This window comes from Nostoc sp. (genome assembly GCF_036917435.1).
Lineage (GTDB): Bacteria > Cyanobacteriota > Cyanobacteriia > Cyanobacteriales > Nostocaceae > Nostoc.
Genome location: NZ_JBALDM010000014.1, coordinates 39,782 through 57,510, shown reverse-complemented (window position 1 = coordinate 57,510; position 17,729 = coordinate 39,782). Strand labels below are relative to the sequence as shown.

Here is a 17,729-nt window from a genome sequence, read left to right as displayed (position 1 = left end):
CTATGACCAGTAAGGGTTTTAAGGAGTTTACTACTGCTGACATCCCAGATTTTGATGGTCTTGTCGTCACTAGCAGAAGCTAACTGTTGTCCATTGAGGCTGTAGGTGACGCTAATGACCACACTGCTATGACCTTCTAAAGTATTCACTTCTATGGCACGATTTTCTTTCTTCTCGTTGGGCTTTAAGTAAACTGCTTGCCGTAAAGTTGCTACAGTTTGCATTCGGGTATCGCTTCTTTCTAGTGCCGAAGGTGTAAGTTTGAGTTTGTTACTTGCTTTTAAGGCTGCGATTAAGGCATCTGGATGTTGTCCAGATGCCAAAAACGCTTCTGAAGAATTATTCAGGGCGTTAATTTCATTAATATCGGCTTGTTTTCTTTGCTCATTTGCCTCTTTTGCCGATCGCCATGATAACCCTGCCAACCCAGCTAATACTAATCCTGCGGCGACGGAACCAAAAAGGGCGCGTTTGAGAAAGTTATTCAGTTTCGTGTCACTCAGTTTTCTTTGTTCTCGTTCCTTTTCTAGTTCCGCCATCACCTGCTTTAACTTCGGTTCCTGCTGCTGGCGGATAAAGGCGGCGATGTAGTCATGTACCAGTTGATAACGGTCAGCCGGGTTCTCTGGTAGCAAAACCACCAAGCCCGATTGGACAAAAATTTCTACAATCAAATCTAATTTGCTGATGTCAAAAGCTTTATCTTCCCTAGCCTCTGATCCCCCCGCCTGGGTTGACCCCCTTAAAAAGGGGGTAGAAGAAATTAAGCCCCCTTTTTTAAGGGGGGTTGGGGGGATCTCCGAGAAATACGGCATCAAATCGCGTTCCAACTCAGCGCGAGTCTTTAACGGGCGAGTTCCTTTATCATCCGTCAGCAAATACAGTAATATTTCTGCTGCTTGCTGATTCTCAACCCCGCAATCATTAACAACTTCATCCAAATAACGCTTAACCAATTCGTCTTTAGTACCACGCTGCTGATATTCTGCCAGAGTTGTAATATTCTCCGTTTGCAGTTGCGCCCCCACAACCTGCAACTCAATGGGACGAACTTCGCCCAATTCCCCGGCTAAATCTTGCACCAGTTGTTCAACTAAAGCATCCTCTAAGCGAAAACTAGTATTTTCAGTTAAACGCTGAATAATTGACTTCGCATCAGCAGGTGAGAAATTCCCCAACTTGTAAAGCACATTATTACTAAGAATGTCATTGCCAATAATCTTGAGACTGGACAAATCATTGCACTCCAGCAAGTAATGGATGTAATCTACCCGCAGCGATAAGATAACTTTCACCGATAGAACATTCAGACACTCTCCCAGAAACTCAAAGAATTGCTTCCGTTGTGCAGGTTCGGTGTAAACAAAGAAAAATTCCTCAAATTGATCAAAAATTAACACTGTGCGGAGGTTGTGCTGTTCGTTTTCTTTAAGTTTGGATATTAAATATTGCGTAGTTTGACCTTCTGAGGGTGAAAGTTGACCTTCTGAGGGTGAAAGTTGACCTTCTGAGGGTGGAAGTTGAGCTTCTGAAGGTGGAAGTTGAGCTTCTGAGGGTGGAAGTTGAGCTTCTGAGGGTGAACGTTGAGCTTCTGAGGGTGGAAGTTGACCTTCGGAGGATGAATGTTGAGCTTCTGAGGGTGGAAGTTGACCTTCGGAGGATGAACGTTGAGCTTCTGAGAGTGAAAATTGAAATTCTAACTCTCCCTCATCTCTCCCATTTTCCAAAAGCTTCCCCAATTCTTCCACCCAGTTAGTGTAAACCCGCATTACCATCGGCAAATAATCTTGAACACCGATCGCTTTATCCTTTAAAGCTGGCACCAATCCCGCATTCACCAGGGAACTTTTGCCGACACCCGATTGCCCATGAATTACTATCAACTTATAATCAGGGCGACCCATGCGTTCAATTAAACGTTCCACATCCAATAGGCGACCAGATGCAGCAATTTCTGGAGCAATATTTCCTTGGGGAGAGTTTGAGCGCAATGTCTCTACAAGCGCCTGTTTTGTAGCTTCTAACCTACCCGCACCGATAAAAGCCCGCAAACCGAATTGCTGTTCAATAGAACGCTGTTTATGTTTGATTTTGTATGCTTTAAGATATTCTTTCCGCTCAAAGTAAAGCTGCTGTAAAAATCTCAAAATTTCCAAGTAAAGTCTGACATCTTCTAGAGGATTACCCAAATCTCTAGCAGTTTCTAAGCTGAGAGTTGCCTGTTGAGTTTGACCTAAACAGTATTGAGAACGACCTAAGATAAACTGATATAAGCTCAAATCTCTTGATTTTAAAACTCTTTCGGGAATATCAGCTAAAACCCCTGATATATTCGCTGATTCCACATTGGGAATTGCAGCAAAAACTTCCAAAGCTTGCTGAACAAGCTGATTTGCTTCAACCCAGTTTCTTTTAGCCAAAGCCACCTCAGCTAAAAAACCGTAATCCTTGGCTAACTCTCTTAGCTGGTTGTTAGTTTGATGTACTACTAAAGCTTGTTCTGTAAGACTCTGCAACGGTTCCCATTTTTGCAATTCTCGCAATATATCACCGAATTTAACTACTGCATTAGCAATCAAATCTGGACTTTGAAACTGGCTAATAAAATTTATATACTCTTGAACATAATGCCAAGTCGCTTGCCAATCTGGATGATTAATATCTTGACGTTTAAAAGCTTTGAGATAACAGCAAAAGCCAATCTCACCGAGGATTTTTATCTGTCGTTCTAAATTATTCTTTTGCTGCCAAATACCTAAAGCTTTGTGATAATGCTGTAGCGCCGAATCTTTTTGATTGTTTATCTGTTTGACAAAACCTAATAAAGATTCTAAATTAGCTTGAATTTCTAAATTATAAACATCTGGCTGATTGAGTAAATATCTTTGCGCCGCTTCTAACTCATTTTCCAGTTTGACATATACATCTACGCTAAGTTTTAAGTTATTCCCAAACCAAGAATTAGCCGTTTCGGTGACAAAATCTACTAATTCTTGTGTTGATATATCAAAATTTCTCGTAGTTGCCCAACTTTCCAAATCTGGTGCAAGCTGTATTAGTTGTTTATAGATTTCATCGTCAATCCACAACACTAAGGGAAAAGCAAAATTCTTGCGAAACTCTTCCCGCACCTGATTAGCCGAAGTTAACATCACAGACAAATTCTGCACTGACTCCAAACCCACAACCATTACACAGGCTGGTATCTCTTCGCCGAATTCTTCCTGAATGGCAGTATAAAGAGTCCTGTTAGATTGCTGCACCGCCAAAACACAAATTTCGACTTGACAAATTTCTTGCAATCTGGAAATAAGGCGATCGCGCAAGCTAGCATAATTACACCGTGCCAAAATCAGCTTAAACTGCCCCACGGAGGATTCAATCGCCCAAGCTAATTGTGCCAAAGAGCGTAGGTGTAGCCCGTCGTAGACATCGCTGTTTACATGGTCATCTTCTGGTGGTTGCGAGTCTGTCATAAGTGATAAGCTCACGTAAATCTAGAGTGTAGGAGGCAGAGGATGAAATCACTACCAGTCATTGAATTACCCCTCCCTAACCCTCCCCTTGTAAAGGGGAGGGAACTAGATTTTCCGGTTTCCCCCCTTTCCAAGGGGGGATTAAGGGGGGTAATTCAACTTGTCTGTACACTACCTGATTCCTCATTGCAATTCCCTGGCTTCTGCCAAAATCGGATTAACATCAAACCAAGACTCGCCACCATCCCGATATTCAAACACAAAGCGACTGCGGATCAGTTTTTGATATCCTTGGTCATCACTTACCTTTTTCTTTTCCTTGACATGACGTAATAATTGCCACTCATCATCAGAAATCGGCAACATTATTTCATTCCGCCGAGAACGAATAACTTGCTCTAAGGTATCACCCGTTAGGGGAAGACTCATTTCTTCCATAATCCAGGTATTTAGCAGCCTCAGCACGTCCCGCACATGACCACCGCTCATTTTACATAACCGCTCTAGGCTAGCAGCACTATCAAAAATCTCGGTAATTTTATTTAAACGCTCCTCTGGTGTGATGTCAGGAAAAGCCCTTGCTAGTACCATCTGCTGCATGAGCGACATTCCCTGTGTATGAACACTGCCATCAGTTCTTTGTACAGGTACCATTGGTAACACTTTGGGATCTTCTGGGAAACGCTGAGTCAGCATTCCGTAATCGTTGGAAAACTTCAATGACAAGGGCATGGTATAGATGAGATGACAATTAAGCTTGGTCAAAAACTCACCTTGATCGACAAATAAATATTCTTGCTGCGGACGACCCCAAGGTTTGACACGATTATCTATGCGGTCAAGATTATCGACAATTACCACTAGACCATTTTTACCTTGCTGTTTGAGTTTAGCGATCGCAGGTTCCAATAATTCTTGATTAATCGCTTCTAGCAGTTTAGTTTTTTGCGGTGCTAAATATTGATTGAGTTTTTCTCGCAGCGTCGGGTCATTTTTCATCTTGGTGGTGATTTCACCAATACCCACAGACAGAGAAAGCTTTTCTTTTTCAGAGGTGACACCAAAATCGCCGACATTGGGAACCTTAACTTTTACCCCCGTCACCTCGGAGTTTAAGATTTTCCAAGCACCTTGGAGCAACTCATTAAATTTGTTGGGTGTCTCCAGTGTAATTTTATCCAGACTTTGACTCACACGACGAGCGATCGCTAACAGCACATCAGCAATATCGACATCAGTCATTTCCAGGTCTTCACTGGACTCAAAATAGACGACATGGAAGCCTAACTTTTCCAGTTCCGCCTGTAACCGTAATAGTTCTGTCGATTTACCACAACCAATATGCCCAGTAAATAAAGTGCAAGTGGGTTCATCGGGCTTAAAAAAAGTAATCTTCTGCTTCAGCTTGCCAAGAATATCACCACCTCGTACCGAGGAAAAATCGATGTAATACTTGCCATCAGAGCTATTATTGACAAACAGAGTTCTGCTGGGATCGCTAGCCTGATAAAATTCCCGTAAATCTATGGGCATAACCTGGTAGTGCAATTATCTCGTATTCTCTTAACATATCCTTGTTTAAAAGGATAAAGTTATTTACAGCTTGGGATCTCAATATTTCGGAGAATTTTTGCTTTTGCTGCCTCAAAGGTGAGCAAACAGTATTGTTAGGTAAATTCAATTATTAAACGAGGTAATGAACAGTTTGGTTTACCACCATGTCCAAGGGATCAAAACTCTCAGTATCTACCGGAGAGTACTATTCCGGGTTAGGATGATGACTAGCGATTCCTTGATTTTAGATATCGATATTGAATTGTTGAAATTTTATGGGCAATAGTCCACCAGATGGCAGTATCAACCTCCTCTGAACTGGCGAGGAAGTCTCCCAGCGCGGGGGAGACTTAGGAGATATATATCATGCTCACACAAGATATTCGGGATTTGCTGACTGATACTACCGATTTAAACCAGTTGAAATGGGATTTAAATCGCTTGCAACCTGTGGATGTGGGAGATTACATTACACAATTACCTGAGAAACAACGCGCGATCGCATTCCGTTTACTCAACAAAGATCAGGCAATAGATGTATTTGAATATCTGCCAACAGAGGTGCAAGAAGAACTAATTAATTCTCTGCATGATGTTCAAGTAGTGCAACTTGTAGAAGCAATGAGTCCCGACGAACGGGCAGAATTGTTTGATGAACTACCTGCGGGGGTAATCAAACGGCTATTACAAGAACTGAGTCCAGAACAAAGGCAAGCAACAGCAACGATTCTCGGCTATCCAGAAGGCACGGCTGGGCGGGTGATGACAACCGAATATGTCCGGTTGCGACAAGGTTTGACTGTAGGTGAAGCCCTAAGTAAAATCCGTCGTCAGGATGAAGACAAGGAGTCGATTTACTACGCCTACGTTACAGACGACAACCGGACGCTGGTGAGAGTAGTTTCACTGCGTCAGTTGCTGTTTACCTTTCCCGATGTTTTCATCAAAGATATCTCTAGCGATCGCGTCATCAAAGTTAGAACTGAAACTCCTCAAGAAGAAGTGGCGCGAATCATGCAGCGCTACGACTTAATTGCTATCCCCGTCGTCGATCGGGAAGATCGATTAGTTGGCATTGTCACCATTGATGATGTCATGGATATTTTAGAAGAGGAAGCCACAGAAGATATTCAAAAACTGGCGGGTGTGAGTGGTGATGAAGCCGCTTTATCCTCTCCCTTACTCACCATCCGCAACCGTTTGCCTTGGTTGTTAGGCATCATGGCATTGTATATTGGTGCTGCTAGTGCGATCGCGCCTTTTCAATCTGTAATCTCCGCAGTGCCAGTTTTAGCAGTCATCATGCCGATTTTTTCTAACACTGGTGGTACTGTCGGTATTCAATCATTAACGGTGACAATTCGCAGCTTGGGAGTAGGAGAGGTAACACCCAAAGATACCTTGAAAATTCTCCGCAAAGAACTTTTAGCAGGTTTAGCCACAGCCCTAGTTTTAGCCACAACAATGATCCTGCTTTCCTTAATTTGGGCGCGTCCCCAAGAGCGATGGGTGGCTTTAATTGCCGGCATGGTCATGGCTACTAATACAATTGTGGCTGTTACACTCGGCACGTTACTGCCAATGGGTTTGAAACGCTTGAAACTCGATCCTGCTTTAGTTAGTGGCCCATTAGTGACTACAATGCTAGATACAATTGGATTTCTAACGTTCCTCAGCCTCATTTCTCTAGCTTTAAAAGTTTTCCATTTACCAACTTGAAAGGATTGGGCATGGGGCATGGGGCATGGGGCATAGGGCATAGGGCATAGGGCATTGATTATTTCTCCCTCACTCCTCCAAGTCCCCAGTCCCCAGTCCCCAATCCCTAGTCCCCCCTCCCCACTCCCCAAACATGCCTACTAACACCTGGAATCGTCATCACATTCTTTCCCTAGCTGACTTCACTACCACTGAATACGATACCGTTTTGCAAACTGCGGCTTCTTTTCAAGAGGTGCTATCGCGGCGGACGAAGAAAGTGCCAACTTTGCAGGGACAGGTTGTAGCGAATTTATTTTTTGAATCTTCTACCCGCACCCGCAGCAGTTTTGAACTCGCGGCGAAACGCTTAAGTGCAGATACGCTCAACTTCGCCGCAGCCACATCTTCTATGACGAAGGGAGAGACAATTCTCGACACAGCGAAGACTTATTTGGCAATGGGAACTGATATTATGGTAGTCCGCCATCGTGAGGCAGGAGTACCAAATGCGATCGCATCTGAAATGGATCGTTTAGGTGTACGAGTCAGTGTCCTCAATGCTGGTGATGGTCAACATGAACATCCTTCTCAAGCACTATTAGATTTATTTACGATTTGTACTCTAATTGATCCCGCTAGCCCCCGACTGGAACTTTTAAAAGGAAAAAAGATTGCCATTGTTGGAGATATTCTCCATTCTCGTGTGGCGCGATCGAATATTTGGAGTTTAATTGCCAGTGGTGCCGAAGTGCATCTTGCAGCCCCACCCACCCTCTTACCCAAATTATTTGCTGAATATATCTCTGAAGAGTTAGGAGTCAGAAGTTATTCACCTACTCCCCAACTTTTTCTCCACTGGCAGCTAGAACCAGCTTTACAAGATGCCGATTTTGTAATGACTCTACGCCTACAAAAAGAACGTATGACGGCTCATTTGCTGCCAAGTTTGCGAGAATATCATCAGTTGTTTGGCATTACACGCACAAAATTGCGACTTTGTAAACCTAACGTTAAAGTTCTGCATCCAGGCCCAGTTAATCGAGGTGTTGAAATTAGTTCTGAATTGATGGATGATCCAGAATTTAGTCTTATCCAATCGCAAGTTACTAGCGGTATCGCCGTTCGCATGGCTCTACTGTATTTGTTAGGTAGCGGCAAGGCTTAATAACAGGATTGTAAAAACAGTGGGAGCATTTCAATTTTCCAAAAACTTATGTGACTGGCGCACAAACTCTTTATAACTCTCTTACCTTTGCGCTCTTTGCGTTCTTTGCGGTTCGTTTATAGCGATAATGCCATACGACATTATAATACCACCTGGTGTAGGGGCACAGCACTGCCGTGCCCTTACGGTTGTACCTGATGCTTTTCAAGCTTTATTCACCAGTAATTGACAGTTCATTAACCCAGATTTTCGGGCAAACTCCCCCTGGCGTTAACTCCGCTTCTTTTTCCACATAAATAATTGACTTTAAGAGTTCCAAGAAATCGCCAGCAACAGTTGCTGACTCAATACTCGTCCTGACACCCTTATTAACTAGCCAACCATCAAACGGCAGAGAAAAGGAACCTTGCAAGGATTTAACTCCAGCATGGAGAGCTTGTAAATCATCGATAAAAATCACATTTTCCGCAGTTTCTAAACTCAACTCTTCTTCAGAAGTTGCTGTTGTGAAAACGTGATAAAAATTTGGACTAACGCTGACTTTTGCACCAATACTAGCATTACCTGTAGGTTGGGCATTCAACCTTTTAGCAGTCCCTGCACTATGCAGAAAGCTTTTTAAAACACCATTTTCAATCAACGAAATCTGACGAGTTGGTGTGCCCTCGCCATCAAAAGTTTCTGCTCCTACGTTAGCTGGATGCAGTGCATCGTCATAAACTGAAAGCAGAGAGGAAGCAATCTGTTTACCTAAATCATCAGGAGTAGATAGGCTTTGATTATCCAAAATACTTTGGGCGTTAAACAAATTAGAAAAAGCGCCCAACAAACTTAAGAAAGCTTCTGCTGAGAAAACAACTCGATATTTACCAGTCTTGATTTTTTCATAATTCAAGTGGCTGATAGTTTTATCGGCAGTTTCTTTGATGCAACCATTGATGTCTAGATTATTTAAACTTTGGTTGATTCTAAAAGCACCTGCACTGCGCGGTTTTTTTCCATCTTCTTCAGTTTTACTGTAAAGATAAACTGATGCTAAGGAGTGAGATTCAGTTCTCACAGCACCGTCACTATTGAGATAGAATCTGTCAATATCTCTTTGCGATAACCCATTATAAGGTACACCTTTAATTGCTGGATGGGCTGCTAGTAATTCTTTTTCAGCTACCAACAATTTTTCTATGAGTTCAGCAACAGGTGCTTGGGGTGTCTTATCTTGAGGTTTGTTTACAATGGAAACAGTCGCTTCGGGACTAAAATCAGGAACATTTTCTTTAACACCAAAAAAACTGGCTTCGTAAGCAGTTTTCAAAGCTAATTCTAATCCCTTGGGGTCTACATCTGTGGTGCTGGTGACACCCATTGTATTTTCTTCATTCCACACACGAACAGTAACGCCAGAGCGATTTGATGCTTTAACTTGTTTTGGCTCACCTTGGTCTACCTGTACGCTTGTATCATCTATTGTTGAGCCATAAATGTCGAATTTTTTAATGCCAAGTTTATTAGCATTATCCTTGGCAGAATTTGCAATCTCATTGATATTTGGCATAGTCAATTTTGGATTTTAGATTTTGGATTGGAAGCGATTCTCTTTTGAAGATTAGATTTTGGATGTTATTACTTATATTTCTCTCGACTGAGAAAATAGTTCAACACATTTTAGATTCTGAGATTGAACCCACGAAACAATCCGAGAGGTTGAGCATTTTGGATTTTGGATTGTAATATTCAAAACCCAAAATCCAAAATCTAAAATTCTTATCGTCCACCTACGGTAATAGAATCAACTTTGATGTGGGGTTGTCCGACAGTGGTGTAAATACTTCCACTTACAGAGCCACAAAAACCTGGTGCAATTTCCAAATCTTGGGAACACATAGAAATTTTGTTCATAATTTCCTTAGCTTCACCAATCAAAATTGCTCCCTTTAGCGGTTTGGTGATTTTGCCATTTTCGATTAAATAAGCTTCATCAACACCAAAGTTAAATTGGCCTGTAGCACCAACACTACCACCACCCATTTTTTTACAGTAAATACCTTTATCAACAGAGGCAAATAATTCATCAGTGCTATATTCGCCAGAATCAATATAAGTATTACGCATTCGACTAGCAGCAGCAAAGGTATAATTTTGGCGGCGGCCACTTCCAGTTCTAGGGTGTCCGGTGCGTGCAGAGCCTGTTCTATCAGCTAAGAAGTTTTTGAGAATGCCTTTTTCAATTAATAGGGTTCTTTGAGCAGGCATACCTTCGTCATCCATATCAATTGTCCCGAAAGCATTTTCAGAGCGCCCTTCATCCCAGGCGGTTAAACTTTCGTGGGCAATTTTTTCGCCTTTTTTGTCGGCAAAGGGAGTAGTATTGCGTTCGATTTGAGTTGTTTCTAGCAGGTGTCCGCAGGCTTCATGGAAGATTACACCGCCAAAGTGATTGGCCATAATAATCGGGTAAGTACCTGATTCGACGTAATCGGCGTAGAGCATTTTTCCAGCCGATTCTGCTATTTTTTCGGCAGCTTGTTGAGAATCCCAAGTTCTCAAGAAATTGGCATCGCTAGTATTACCCGCGCGATCGCCAATTGAGGTACGATTAGCACCATCAGCACACAATAGGTTAAATCCTACCGACTGGGTGAGACGAATATCACGGGCAAAAGTCCCGTCACTGGCGGCAATTAAAACTTCTTGCCAATCCCGAAAATAGCTAGCACGGCGCGATTGGACGTGGCTAGCTTTTTGCTTCAGGTGAGTATTTCCATCAAGAAGGACTTCTCCCATTTCGCGGATGGAACTACACACTGCTAGCCATGCATCTTTACCTCTTTTCGTGGCGTAATCTCTCAGTAATTCCAGGTTAATCTCTGGAATGAAAGCTTTAGCAGTAGGTAATTGCAATCCCAGGATAGAAAGACCTTTTTCTAAAGCTGCTTTCAAACCAGAAAACGAAAGGTCATTAGTGCTGACGTAGCAATCGGCTTTGCCGCGAAATATTCTGACTCCCGCACCTGTAGACAGACTTGGTGAAATACTGGTGATGGAATCGTCTTCTGCAAGACAACTAATATAGTTGCGACGTTCTAAAAATAATTCGATAAAGTCAGCACCTGCGGCGCGTCCTAATCCCAGGAGAGTAGCCAGGGGGGCCTCCCAGGTTTCATCGAAACGCTCTGGTGTGGAGGAATATTGTAAAGTGGGAAGTTGATTCGAGAGAAGTAGCGTACTTGTAAGCATGGGTAGCCTCGTCTGCTGGCGGAATTCAGAGATTTGACTGAAAAATCCTGGTGTGTTTAGTCTAACAAATCAGTGAAAGCTACAGTCGCTAGAAAGGTAGTGTGGATTTCCCTAACCCTCTTTCAAAAAGCTTGTCAATAAAAAAGCCCGCAAAGGCGTGCTGAGGTTTTGAAAGTTCGCACCCTTGACGGTGACGGTGGAAAATTTAGATGAGCCTAATATTAGTACTCTTCTCAATGAAGGGAGTCACGAGCTAGGAAATGGTCTAAGTCGATGGGCGTAATTAAATATAAGATAAAACTTCACCCTCAATCCCTCTTGTTAGTAAGGAGAGGGAAGCTGGAGGCAGAGTGAGGTTTTATATTTAATTTGACCTACTTACTTAAGTATCAACCAACTCCTACTAAATATACAATCTTGTTTGGTGAAACGCTTAATTTAATCTAAACTATCACTCTCAGGTTTATTTGCGATTTGCCATTTTGACCGGAATTCTTGCTGCTTGTCGCTCATTGAAAGCCTGACTTAAATTGGAAGTTTTTGCTGTAGATGATAGATTTTTATACAGGAGCTTCAATGTTTGAGCAATAGTTTTCATAATTTTCATTTTGCTGGCGCTTGGCTTTTGGTCATATCTCAAAACCATTGGAATTTCTGCAATTTTTGGTCTGAATACTTTGGCTTTCAGTAGTAAATCTATCATGCAAGCAAATCCACTTTCAGTAAATAGATTGTCCCCATAATAGATATCCAGTTTACTGAGGAAAGTACGGTTATATAGTCGATAACCACAAGTATAGTCTCTTACACCTGGTACACGGGCGGCAATTCTAAACAGCCAGCTAGCTCCGTAACTCATTATCTCTCTAAATTTTGATAAACCTATGACTTTAGAGCCTTTGCGGTATCTAGATGCGATCGCAATATCATAGCTACCAGCTATCATAGTGTCATACATCTTGATTAACAGTTCTGGTGGTTGAGTGTTGTCGCAATCCATTGCAGCTAAAAAATCGCCTTCTTTAGAAATTTCTAAGAAAGTTGTGAAACCAGTTTTAATTGCTTCCCCTAAACCAGCATTCTTGGGATGTTGGACTAATTTAAGTAATATTCCTCGGAATTGAGCTTCTTCTAAAGCAGTCTGAGCAGTTGCATCACTACTACCATCATCAACAAGAATTAGTTTTATCTCCATATTAGAGATTTGCTGCAATGTCTGAAATTTTTTGAACAAGGGGCGAATTGATTCTTGCTCGTTGTATGCAGGTAGAAGAACAAAAAGACTCATAAAGACCTCGTATGATTTTAAAATAAAATACAATTACTCAAATCTCAAGAATTCAACAATGTTGATTTCTTGAGAAATTCATCGACCTGTCGCACAACTGCGTTGTTGTTGACGCTATCATTGACCAATTGTGAGGTATTGACGACGAAAAAATCTTCATTTTCAGTACTCACTTTTGGAACAAGGCTTGAATAATTTAAAACTTGTAGTGGCTGCACTTTAATAGCTCGATTTATGTGTGCTGCTACAATGTCATCTGATTTAAGTTCCGGGAACATCAAACGTATACCCTGGAAAAACATTTGACGCAATTCCTCATCTGGCTGTTTTAACAACGAGTCAGTGGAAAGGATATATTTTGGTAGGAATGTCATGTGATATCCTGCTGTCTCTTGTAGAGAAACTAAGTTACTCATACCAATAACACCGGTAAAAGGAATATTTTTATCGGCGATATTTACTACGTAATAAGGAATTAAAGCCTTATGAGTAATCAGTACCATGCAAATTACACCCAGGTATTCTACTGTTTCATGGGTGTCTGAAACTTTCACTAGTTCCTTAGCAGCAACCTGTTCCAAAATATTAACTGGGCCAGTGAAAATGACTTTATCAAAATGTTCCTTTTTACCCTGAGATTCGACCCACATTCCACCCCCTGGATGAGGTGCGATATATTCTACTGTCACCCCTGTGCGAATATTACCTCCAGCCGCGTAAATTAATTTTTGTATATGGTCAAAAACAGTTTTATAACCACCTGAAACATAACCAAGTTGTTCTTTATTTAATGAAGAATCACGTGCTGAAAATAGTCGTTTAATATAAGCCCAAATAAAAACTGCTGATATTCGCTTATAGTTATCTCCTAATTTTGATAGAAGCAAGGGTTTCCAAAGCTTTTCGTATGTGTTTTTACCACCGAGTTTTAATAGCCAATCTTCAACTAAAATCTTCTCTAATCGCCGCCAGTTATTAAGGCGTGAACCATATAGCAGAGTAAAAGCTAATCTGATTTTGCCTATAAGTCCAAACAGAGGAAAGCGCAAAAATTCTATAGTGTTACTAATAGAATAAAGCTTTTTATTGTCATAAAACCCTGTTAGACTTCGATGCCAACGTAGCTTATCTCCAAGACCAATATCTCTAAGAAAATTGATTAAATGAGTATCAGAAGGCAGGATAACATGATAAAAACGATCCCAAGTAAACAACCCATAATCATGATAGGTGGTAAGTCCACCAAGCTGTTTATTACTATCGAATACAGTTACGGTATGTCCTCGATGTGCAAGACGTTGCGCTAATACTAGCCCCGTTATACCTCCGCCAATGATACCTATATTCATAAATTTAATTGAGATTTTTATAAGGATGGCTTTGAAATTTATATTCGGAGGTTTTTAATATTAATAACCTCAATAATTGTCAGTTTAGCTATTAGTTTACTACCAGAATTACACCAGTTATAATGATGGAAATTCCTAACCACTGGCTAAACATAACCTGCTCTTTTAAAAGATAGTGTGAAGCAATAGGGATTAATGCATACATTAATCCTAGAACTGGAAATGCTTGACTTAGAGGAATTGTCCGCAATACATAAAGCCACAATATAGTCATCAATGTATAGCAGATAAACCAAATCATAAAATAACGAGATAATAATAGATTTAAAATAGATGAGTTTGCTCCCTCTACAGAGCTAGAAATGTGAAGTCCATATTTTAGTGATACGTTAGCTGTGGTTCCGAATAAAACTACAATCATTAAAAGTAGCCAGGTAATAATATTCATTTTTCAAGATGTTTGGTAGATTTACTATAAATAAATTTAGACAGACTTTTTTAGTGGAATAACCACTAAAATAATACCCATAAAAATAGTGATAACTCCTACAATCCGAGTAGGTGTAATCACCTCATGAAAAAAGTAGTATGAACCGAAAAATATACCGACATAATTTAAACTAGTCAGTGGATAAGCAATACTCAATTTTACCGTTCTTAGAGCCAGTATCCAATTTACTATTCCCAAACAATAAACACTAACAGCTAATGCTAATTTTTGCAGAAATTCCCAAGTAAACAGTCCCTCATCTGCATGACTCATGGTATATTTCATCAGCAATTGCCCAGAAATACTCAATAATATACTTATAAATAAGATAATGTAGGGAATTATTTTAAAGTTTGAAATTTGCCCTATATATTTCATATTGCATTTGCCTCAATCGAGATAGTAGGTATGAACCTGACAGCAAAAGTATCGGGTTTAGAATTTTTCAGATATCGTCCACACCTGCCGTAAAATCAAACTTCCACATCATTAAATAGAGAATAAAACTATGAAGGCTATGTTGATGTGACTGATATAAAAATAACTATTAAATTTAATATCCGAGAGTTGACAAGTCAAAACTATGCAGATTGTAGGAGGGTTGCTGTATTCTATCTACTGACTATATTATCGGAGTAGATTAAGCTATATTGGTTTACTGGATTATACTCTTCTAAGTCATAGTGGATGCATATCTAGGCAAGTTTAATGATTCTATTCTAAATATAAATTCACTCGGGACAAGTTTTAGTAGTGTGCGTAGGCGTAGCGCATCGTAGACATTGCTCAACTCAAAATTGGGTTCGACTTGCGTTTTGAACAGGTATAGCTAAACTAATAAAAGTGGATTGCCATAATTTTTTATTAATCCATTAATTAACTTTCATCAGTTATACCCTGCTAAAAAAAATCTTGTTGAATACACTACTGAACCTCTCAAGCAATTAACTTAACTGGATTGATAAATGTTCTTCCTTTTCTCCAAATAAAGTTTATTAATTTTATGAGATACCATAGAATTTATCTAGGCTCACATACCTATTTGTAACCTTGGCTGAAAACTAAGCCGATTAATAAAATTTTTACTCCAAAATAGTATGCATACATACCCTTTTTAGACATGGGAACACAATGAATAACAGAAGTATACTTGTCTACGGAAATTCTAGACAGATAAATTCAATCTAAAGTACCGAGGCTTACAAGTTTCTAGTTTTACTCAATGTCCAAATGGAGTATTTGAGGAGACTAATAGCTAATGTAAACTAATGTTTGGTAAACAAGTCGCAGGTTACGTTGATTTAAACGGATTTGAAATGTCTTTTCGTTATTGTAGTATTACCCTCTCTTAATGTTTCTCTTAATCAGACGTAATTTTTATTAGAGTTTTACCTCAAAATTTATTACTACATATAATTAATTACCAACTAGAATACCACGATAAAAGCGTGTTGCATATTTATGGCAAGACTTCATCAAAAATTTATTTACTGAAAATCTACTTAAACAAAAACTTTACAAAGTCGCAAATTTTCCATACTGGATATTATAAATTTTTGTTCTTAATAATTTGTAGATTTATGAAAACTTTCTAGCTAGTAAACTCGTAGAAGTAGCGATTTGGCATTAGGCTCTAAAAGTCCCAAGCTAAGAGTTAGAAAAACCAGAGTTTCAACTCGAATAACAGTGCAGGCAATAAAAAAGTATAGCATAATACAGACATACATTAAAAATAGCCAACAATCTATAGCAATCATACTTGATTTTTGAACAAAATTAGGTATGTAGTAAGCTGTCGTGCATTTAATTTGCACAGCTAGGGCGGGCAAGATGCCCACCCCACAAGAGATTTATTTTTTTGAGGATGCAAATTAAAGTATTTTCAGCTTATGTAGGGTGTGTTAGAACGAAGTTCGTAACGCACCATTATCCAGGGTTTGGTGCGTTACGCTGTCGCTAACGCACCCTACGTATTTTTTTAGAAATCAAATATTAGTCCTATATATGACTTATATATGATTAAAAAATTTCAGTACAACTCAAAGAGCCTTCTTTGATGTTGCTTACCTACGGGAATAAATTTGGCTCTTCATTACATATTATGCTAAATCACCTTGTAAATACCCTGAAACTATTGCTATGCAATAAGAATGAACATTATTTACTAACATTTTAGAGCTTTGGGGGTGATTTAGGGTTTTAATCTTGATTTTGAAGCCAAGTTTTGATGTTTAACTAATAATTTGGCATAACAGGTACTGAAGAACCATAAATTTAGACATTAAAACCGAGAGTCTGAAAGTCTGAATCGTTTTGCATTTATCGACAAAAATCTTTAAATCTCAGATATCTCAAACACAACTTAGATGATTAATTACAGCACCAAATAAGTTGAAATATTTTATTTAATCTTATGATTGATTATCAATATATTTTTCAAAGTTGGCGTTGCCTTATAGATAGAAAAGCTCAATAATACCTAAGAGGTTGTTTGAAAAGTGGTATGTTGTAATTTTTATCGAATTATTACCCCCCTTAGTCCCCCCTTATAAAGGGGGGAAATAAGAAAATCCGGTTCCCTCCCCTTTATAAGGGGAGGGTTAGGGTGGGGTAAAAATATTTGATACATCAATCATGACTTTTCAAACATCCTCTAAGCATCACATTTATGGACTAAACTTAAAAAAATGCTTACCTTCATTAGAAAATATTCATTTAAAAAATGAGTATAAAGTCCCTAAACCCTGACTCACAGAGAATAATTTACCATAAATAAAATACCAACTTCCGTCTTTAAATACATTATTGTGCTAGCTGTCTGATAATTTCTAGCAGTTTAATGTTGAGAATAAATTAATTGGTGGTGATTGGTATTATTTAATTTATCTAGGTTGTTGCCCTCTAGTTTCAGTTTATTCAGGCTCATTCTCCCGCAACAGCCTATTGGTGATCATCAAGACAATAATTAACAATCCAAATTGAATTTGCCAGGGTGCTAATACTAAACTTAATATCAAGCTAATAGCTGCGAATACACCTGCAAGATATGCAATTTCATCACTACTCTTTTTAAATAGGTAGCCAGTGGCTAAAGCAGTACATAGTGGGATCAAGAAAAACAAAGGCATATTCCTAACCTCTGAGTTAAAAGTTGTTTTATTTATAAAACAAATCAAAATTGATTGTTTTTGTAAGCGTGCTTAATTCTACATCCAATAAGGTTTTATGCACAACAGTCGATCGAAATAAATATTATAGAAAATTAAAACTACACAACCTTGTAGATTTCACTAATTGGAATAATTCTTGCGATAGATGAAGCAGCAAAAGCTTGGCGAATAACTCTTTTCTAATGGCGCTGCGTCCAGCAAGGTTTAGAGTTAGTGAAGAGAGTTTAGAGGTAGCTAAATTAAGTATAAAATTAGATGATTGATTCTGAGGTGGTTGTTTTTTCGCTCTCCCAACCGAGGAT

Annotated in this window: 11 protein-coding genes; 2 read left to right on the top strand and 9 right to left on the bottom strand. The window is 39.5% G+C overall.

The window, feature by feature from the left end; translation table 11 throughout:
• Together V7K98_RS06740 and V7K98_RS06735 are read right to left on the bottom strand one after the other, a co-directional pair.
• The coding region (locus tag V7K98_RS06740; RefSeq protein WP_442940400.1) for an nSTAND1 domain-containing NTPase at positions 1 to 3,476 on the bottom strand (3,476 nt) is incomplete at its 3' end.
• Between the two features lie 183 nt (positions 3,477 to 3,659).
• Entirely contained in the window at positions 3,660 to 5,009 is a 1,350-nt protein-coding gene (locus V7K98_RS06735) for an ATP-binding protein (RefSeq protein ID WP_335020086.1), read from the bottom strand.
• 387 nt (positions 5,010 to 5,396) lie between these two features.
• Between V7K98_RS06735 and mgtE the strand changes: the two genes are divergently transcribed.
• Together mgtE and V7K98_RS06725 are read left to right on the top strand one after the other, a co-directional pair.
• Entirely contained in the window at positions 5,397 to 6,749 is a 1,353-nt protein-coding gene (mgtE, locus tag V7K98_RS06730; protein ID WP_335020084.1) for a magnesium transporter, read from the top strand.
• 133 nt (positions 6,750 to 6,882) lie between these two features.
• On the top strand, positions 6,883 to 7,896 hold the full coding sequence (locus V7K98_RS06725; protein WP_335020082.1) for an aspartate carbamoyltransferase catalytic subunit: 1,014 nt from the start codon (positions 6,883 to 6,885) through the stop codon (positions 7,894 to 7,896).
• A gap of 211 nt (positions 7,897 to 8,107) precedes the next feature.
• On the opposite strand, the gene V7K98_RS06720 is transcribed toward V7K98_RS06725, so the two are convergent.
• The 7 genes from V7K98_RS06720 to V7K98_RS06690 form a co-directional block, all read right to left on the bottom strand.
• Positions 8,108 to 9,448, bottom strand: coding sequence for a TldD/PmbA family protein (locus tag V7K98_RS06720; protein WP_335020080.1), 1,341 nt, complete (start codon positions 9,446 to 9,448; stop codon positions 8,108 to 8,110).
• Between the two features lie 209 nt (positions 9,449 to 9,657).
• Positions 9,658 to 11,130 carry a TldD/PmbA family protein gene (locus V7K98_RS06715; protein ID WP_335020078.1) on the bottom strand — a complete coding sequence of 491 codons (1,473 nt, stop codon included), beginning with the start codon at positions 11,128 to 11,130 and terminating at the stop codon, positions 9,658 to 9,660.
• Positions 11,131 to 11,593: 463 nt separating this feature from the next.
• Positions 11,594 to 12,418, bottom strand: a complete 825-nt coding sequence (locus V7K98_RS06710; protein ID WP_335020076.1) for a glycosyltransferase family 2 protein — start codon at positions 12,416 to 12,418, stop codon at positions 11,594 to 11,596.
• A gap of 44 nt (positions 12,419 to 12,462) precedes the next feature.
• Positions 12,463 to 13,767: an NAD(P)/FAD-dependent oxidoreductase gene (locus V7K98_RS06705; RefSeq protein ID WP_335020074.1), complete on the bottom strand. Its 1,305-nt coding sequence runs from the start codon at positions 13,765 to 13,767 to the stop codon at positions 12,463 to 12,465.
• Positions 13,768 to 13,858: 91 nt separating this feature from the next.
• Positions 13,859 to 14,215, bottom strand: a complete 357-nt coding sequence (locus V7K98_RS06700) for an EamA family transporter (RefSeq protein ID WP_335020072.1) — start codon at positions 14,213 to 14,215, stop codon at positions 13,859 to 13,861.
• Positions 14,216 to 14,251: 36 nt separating this feature from the next.
• On the bottom strand, positions 14,252 to 14,635 hold the full coding sequence (locus V7K98_RS06695) for a small multidrug resistance protein (RefSeq protein WP_335020070.1): 384 nt from the start codon (positions 14,633 to 14,635) through the stop codon (positions 14,252 to 14,254).
• Between the two features lie 2,534 nt (positions 14,636 to 17,169).
• A complete protein-coding gene (locus V7K98_RS06690; RefSeq protein ID WP_335020068.1) occupies positions 17,170 to 17,385 on the bottom strand; it encodes a hypothetical protein in 216 nt (71 codons plus the stop codon).
• Between the last annotated feature and the right edge of the window lie 344 nt (positions 17,386 to 17,729).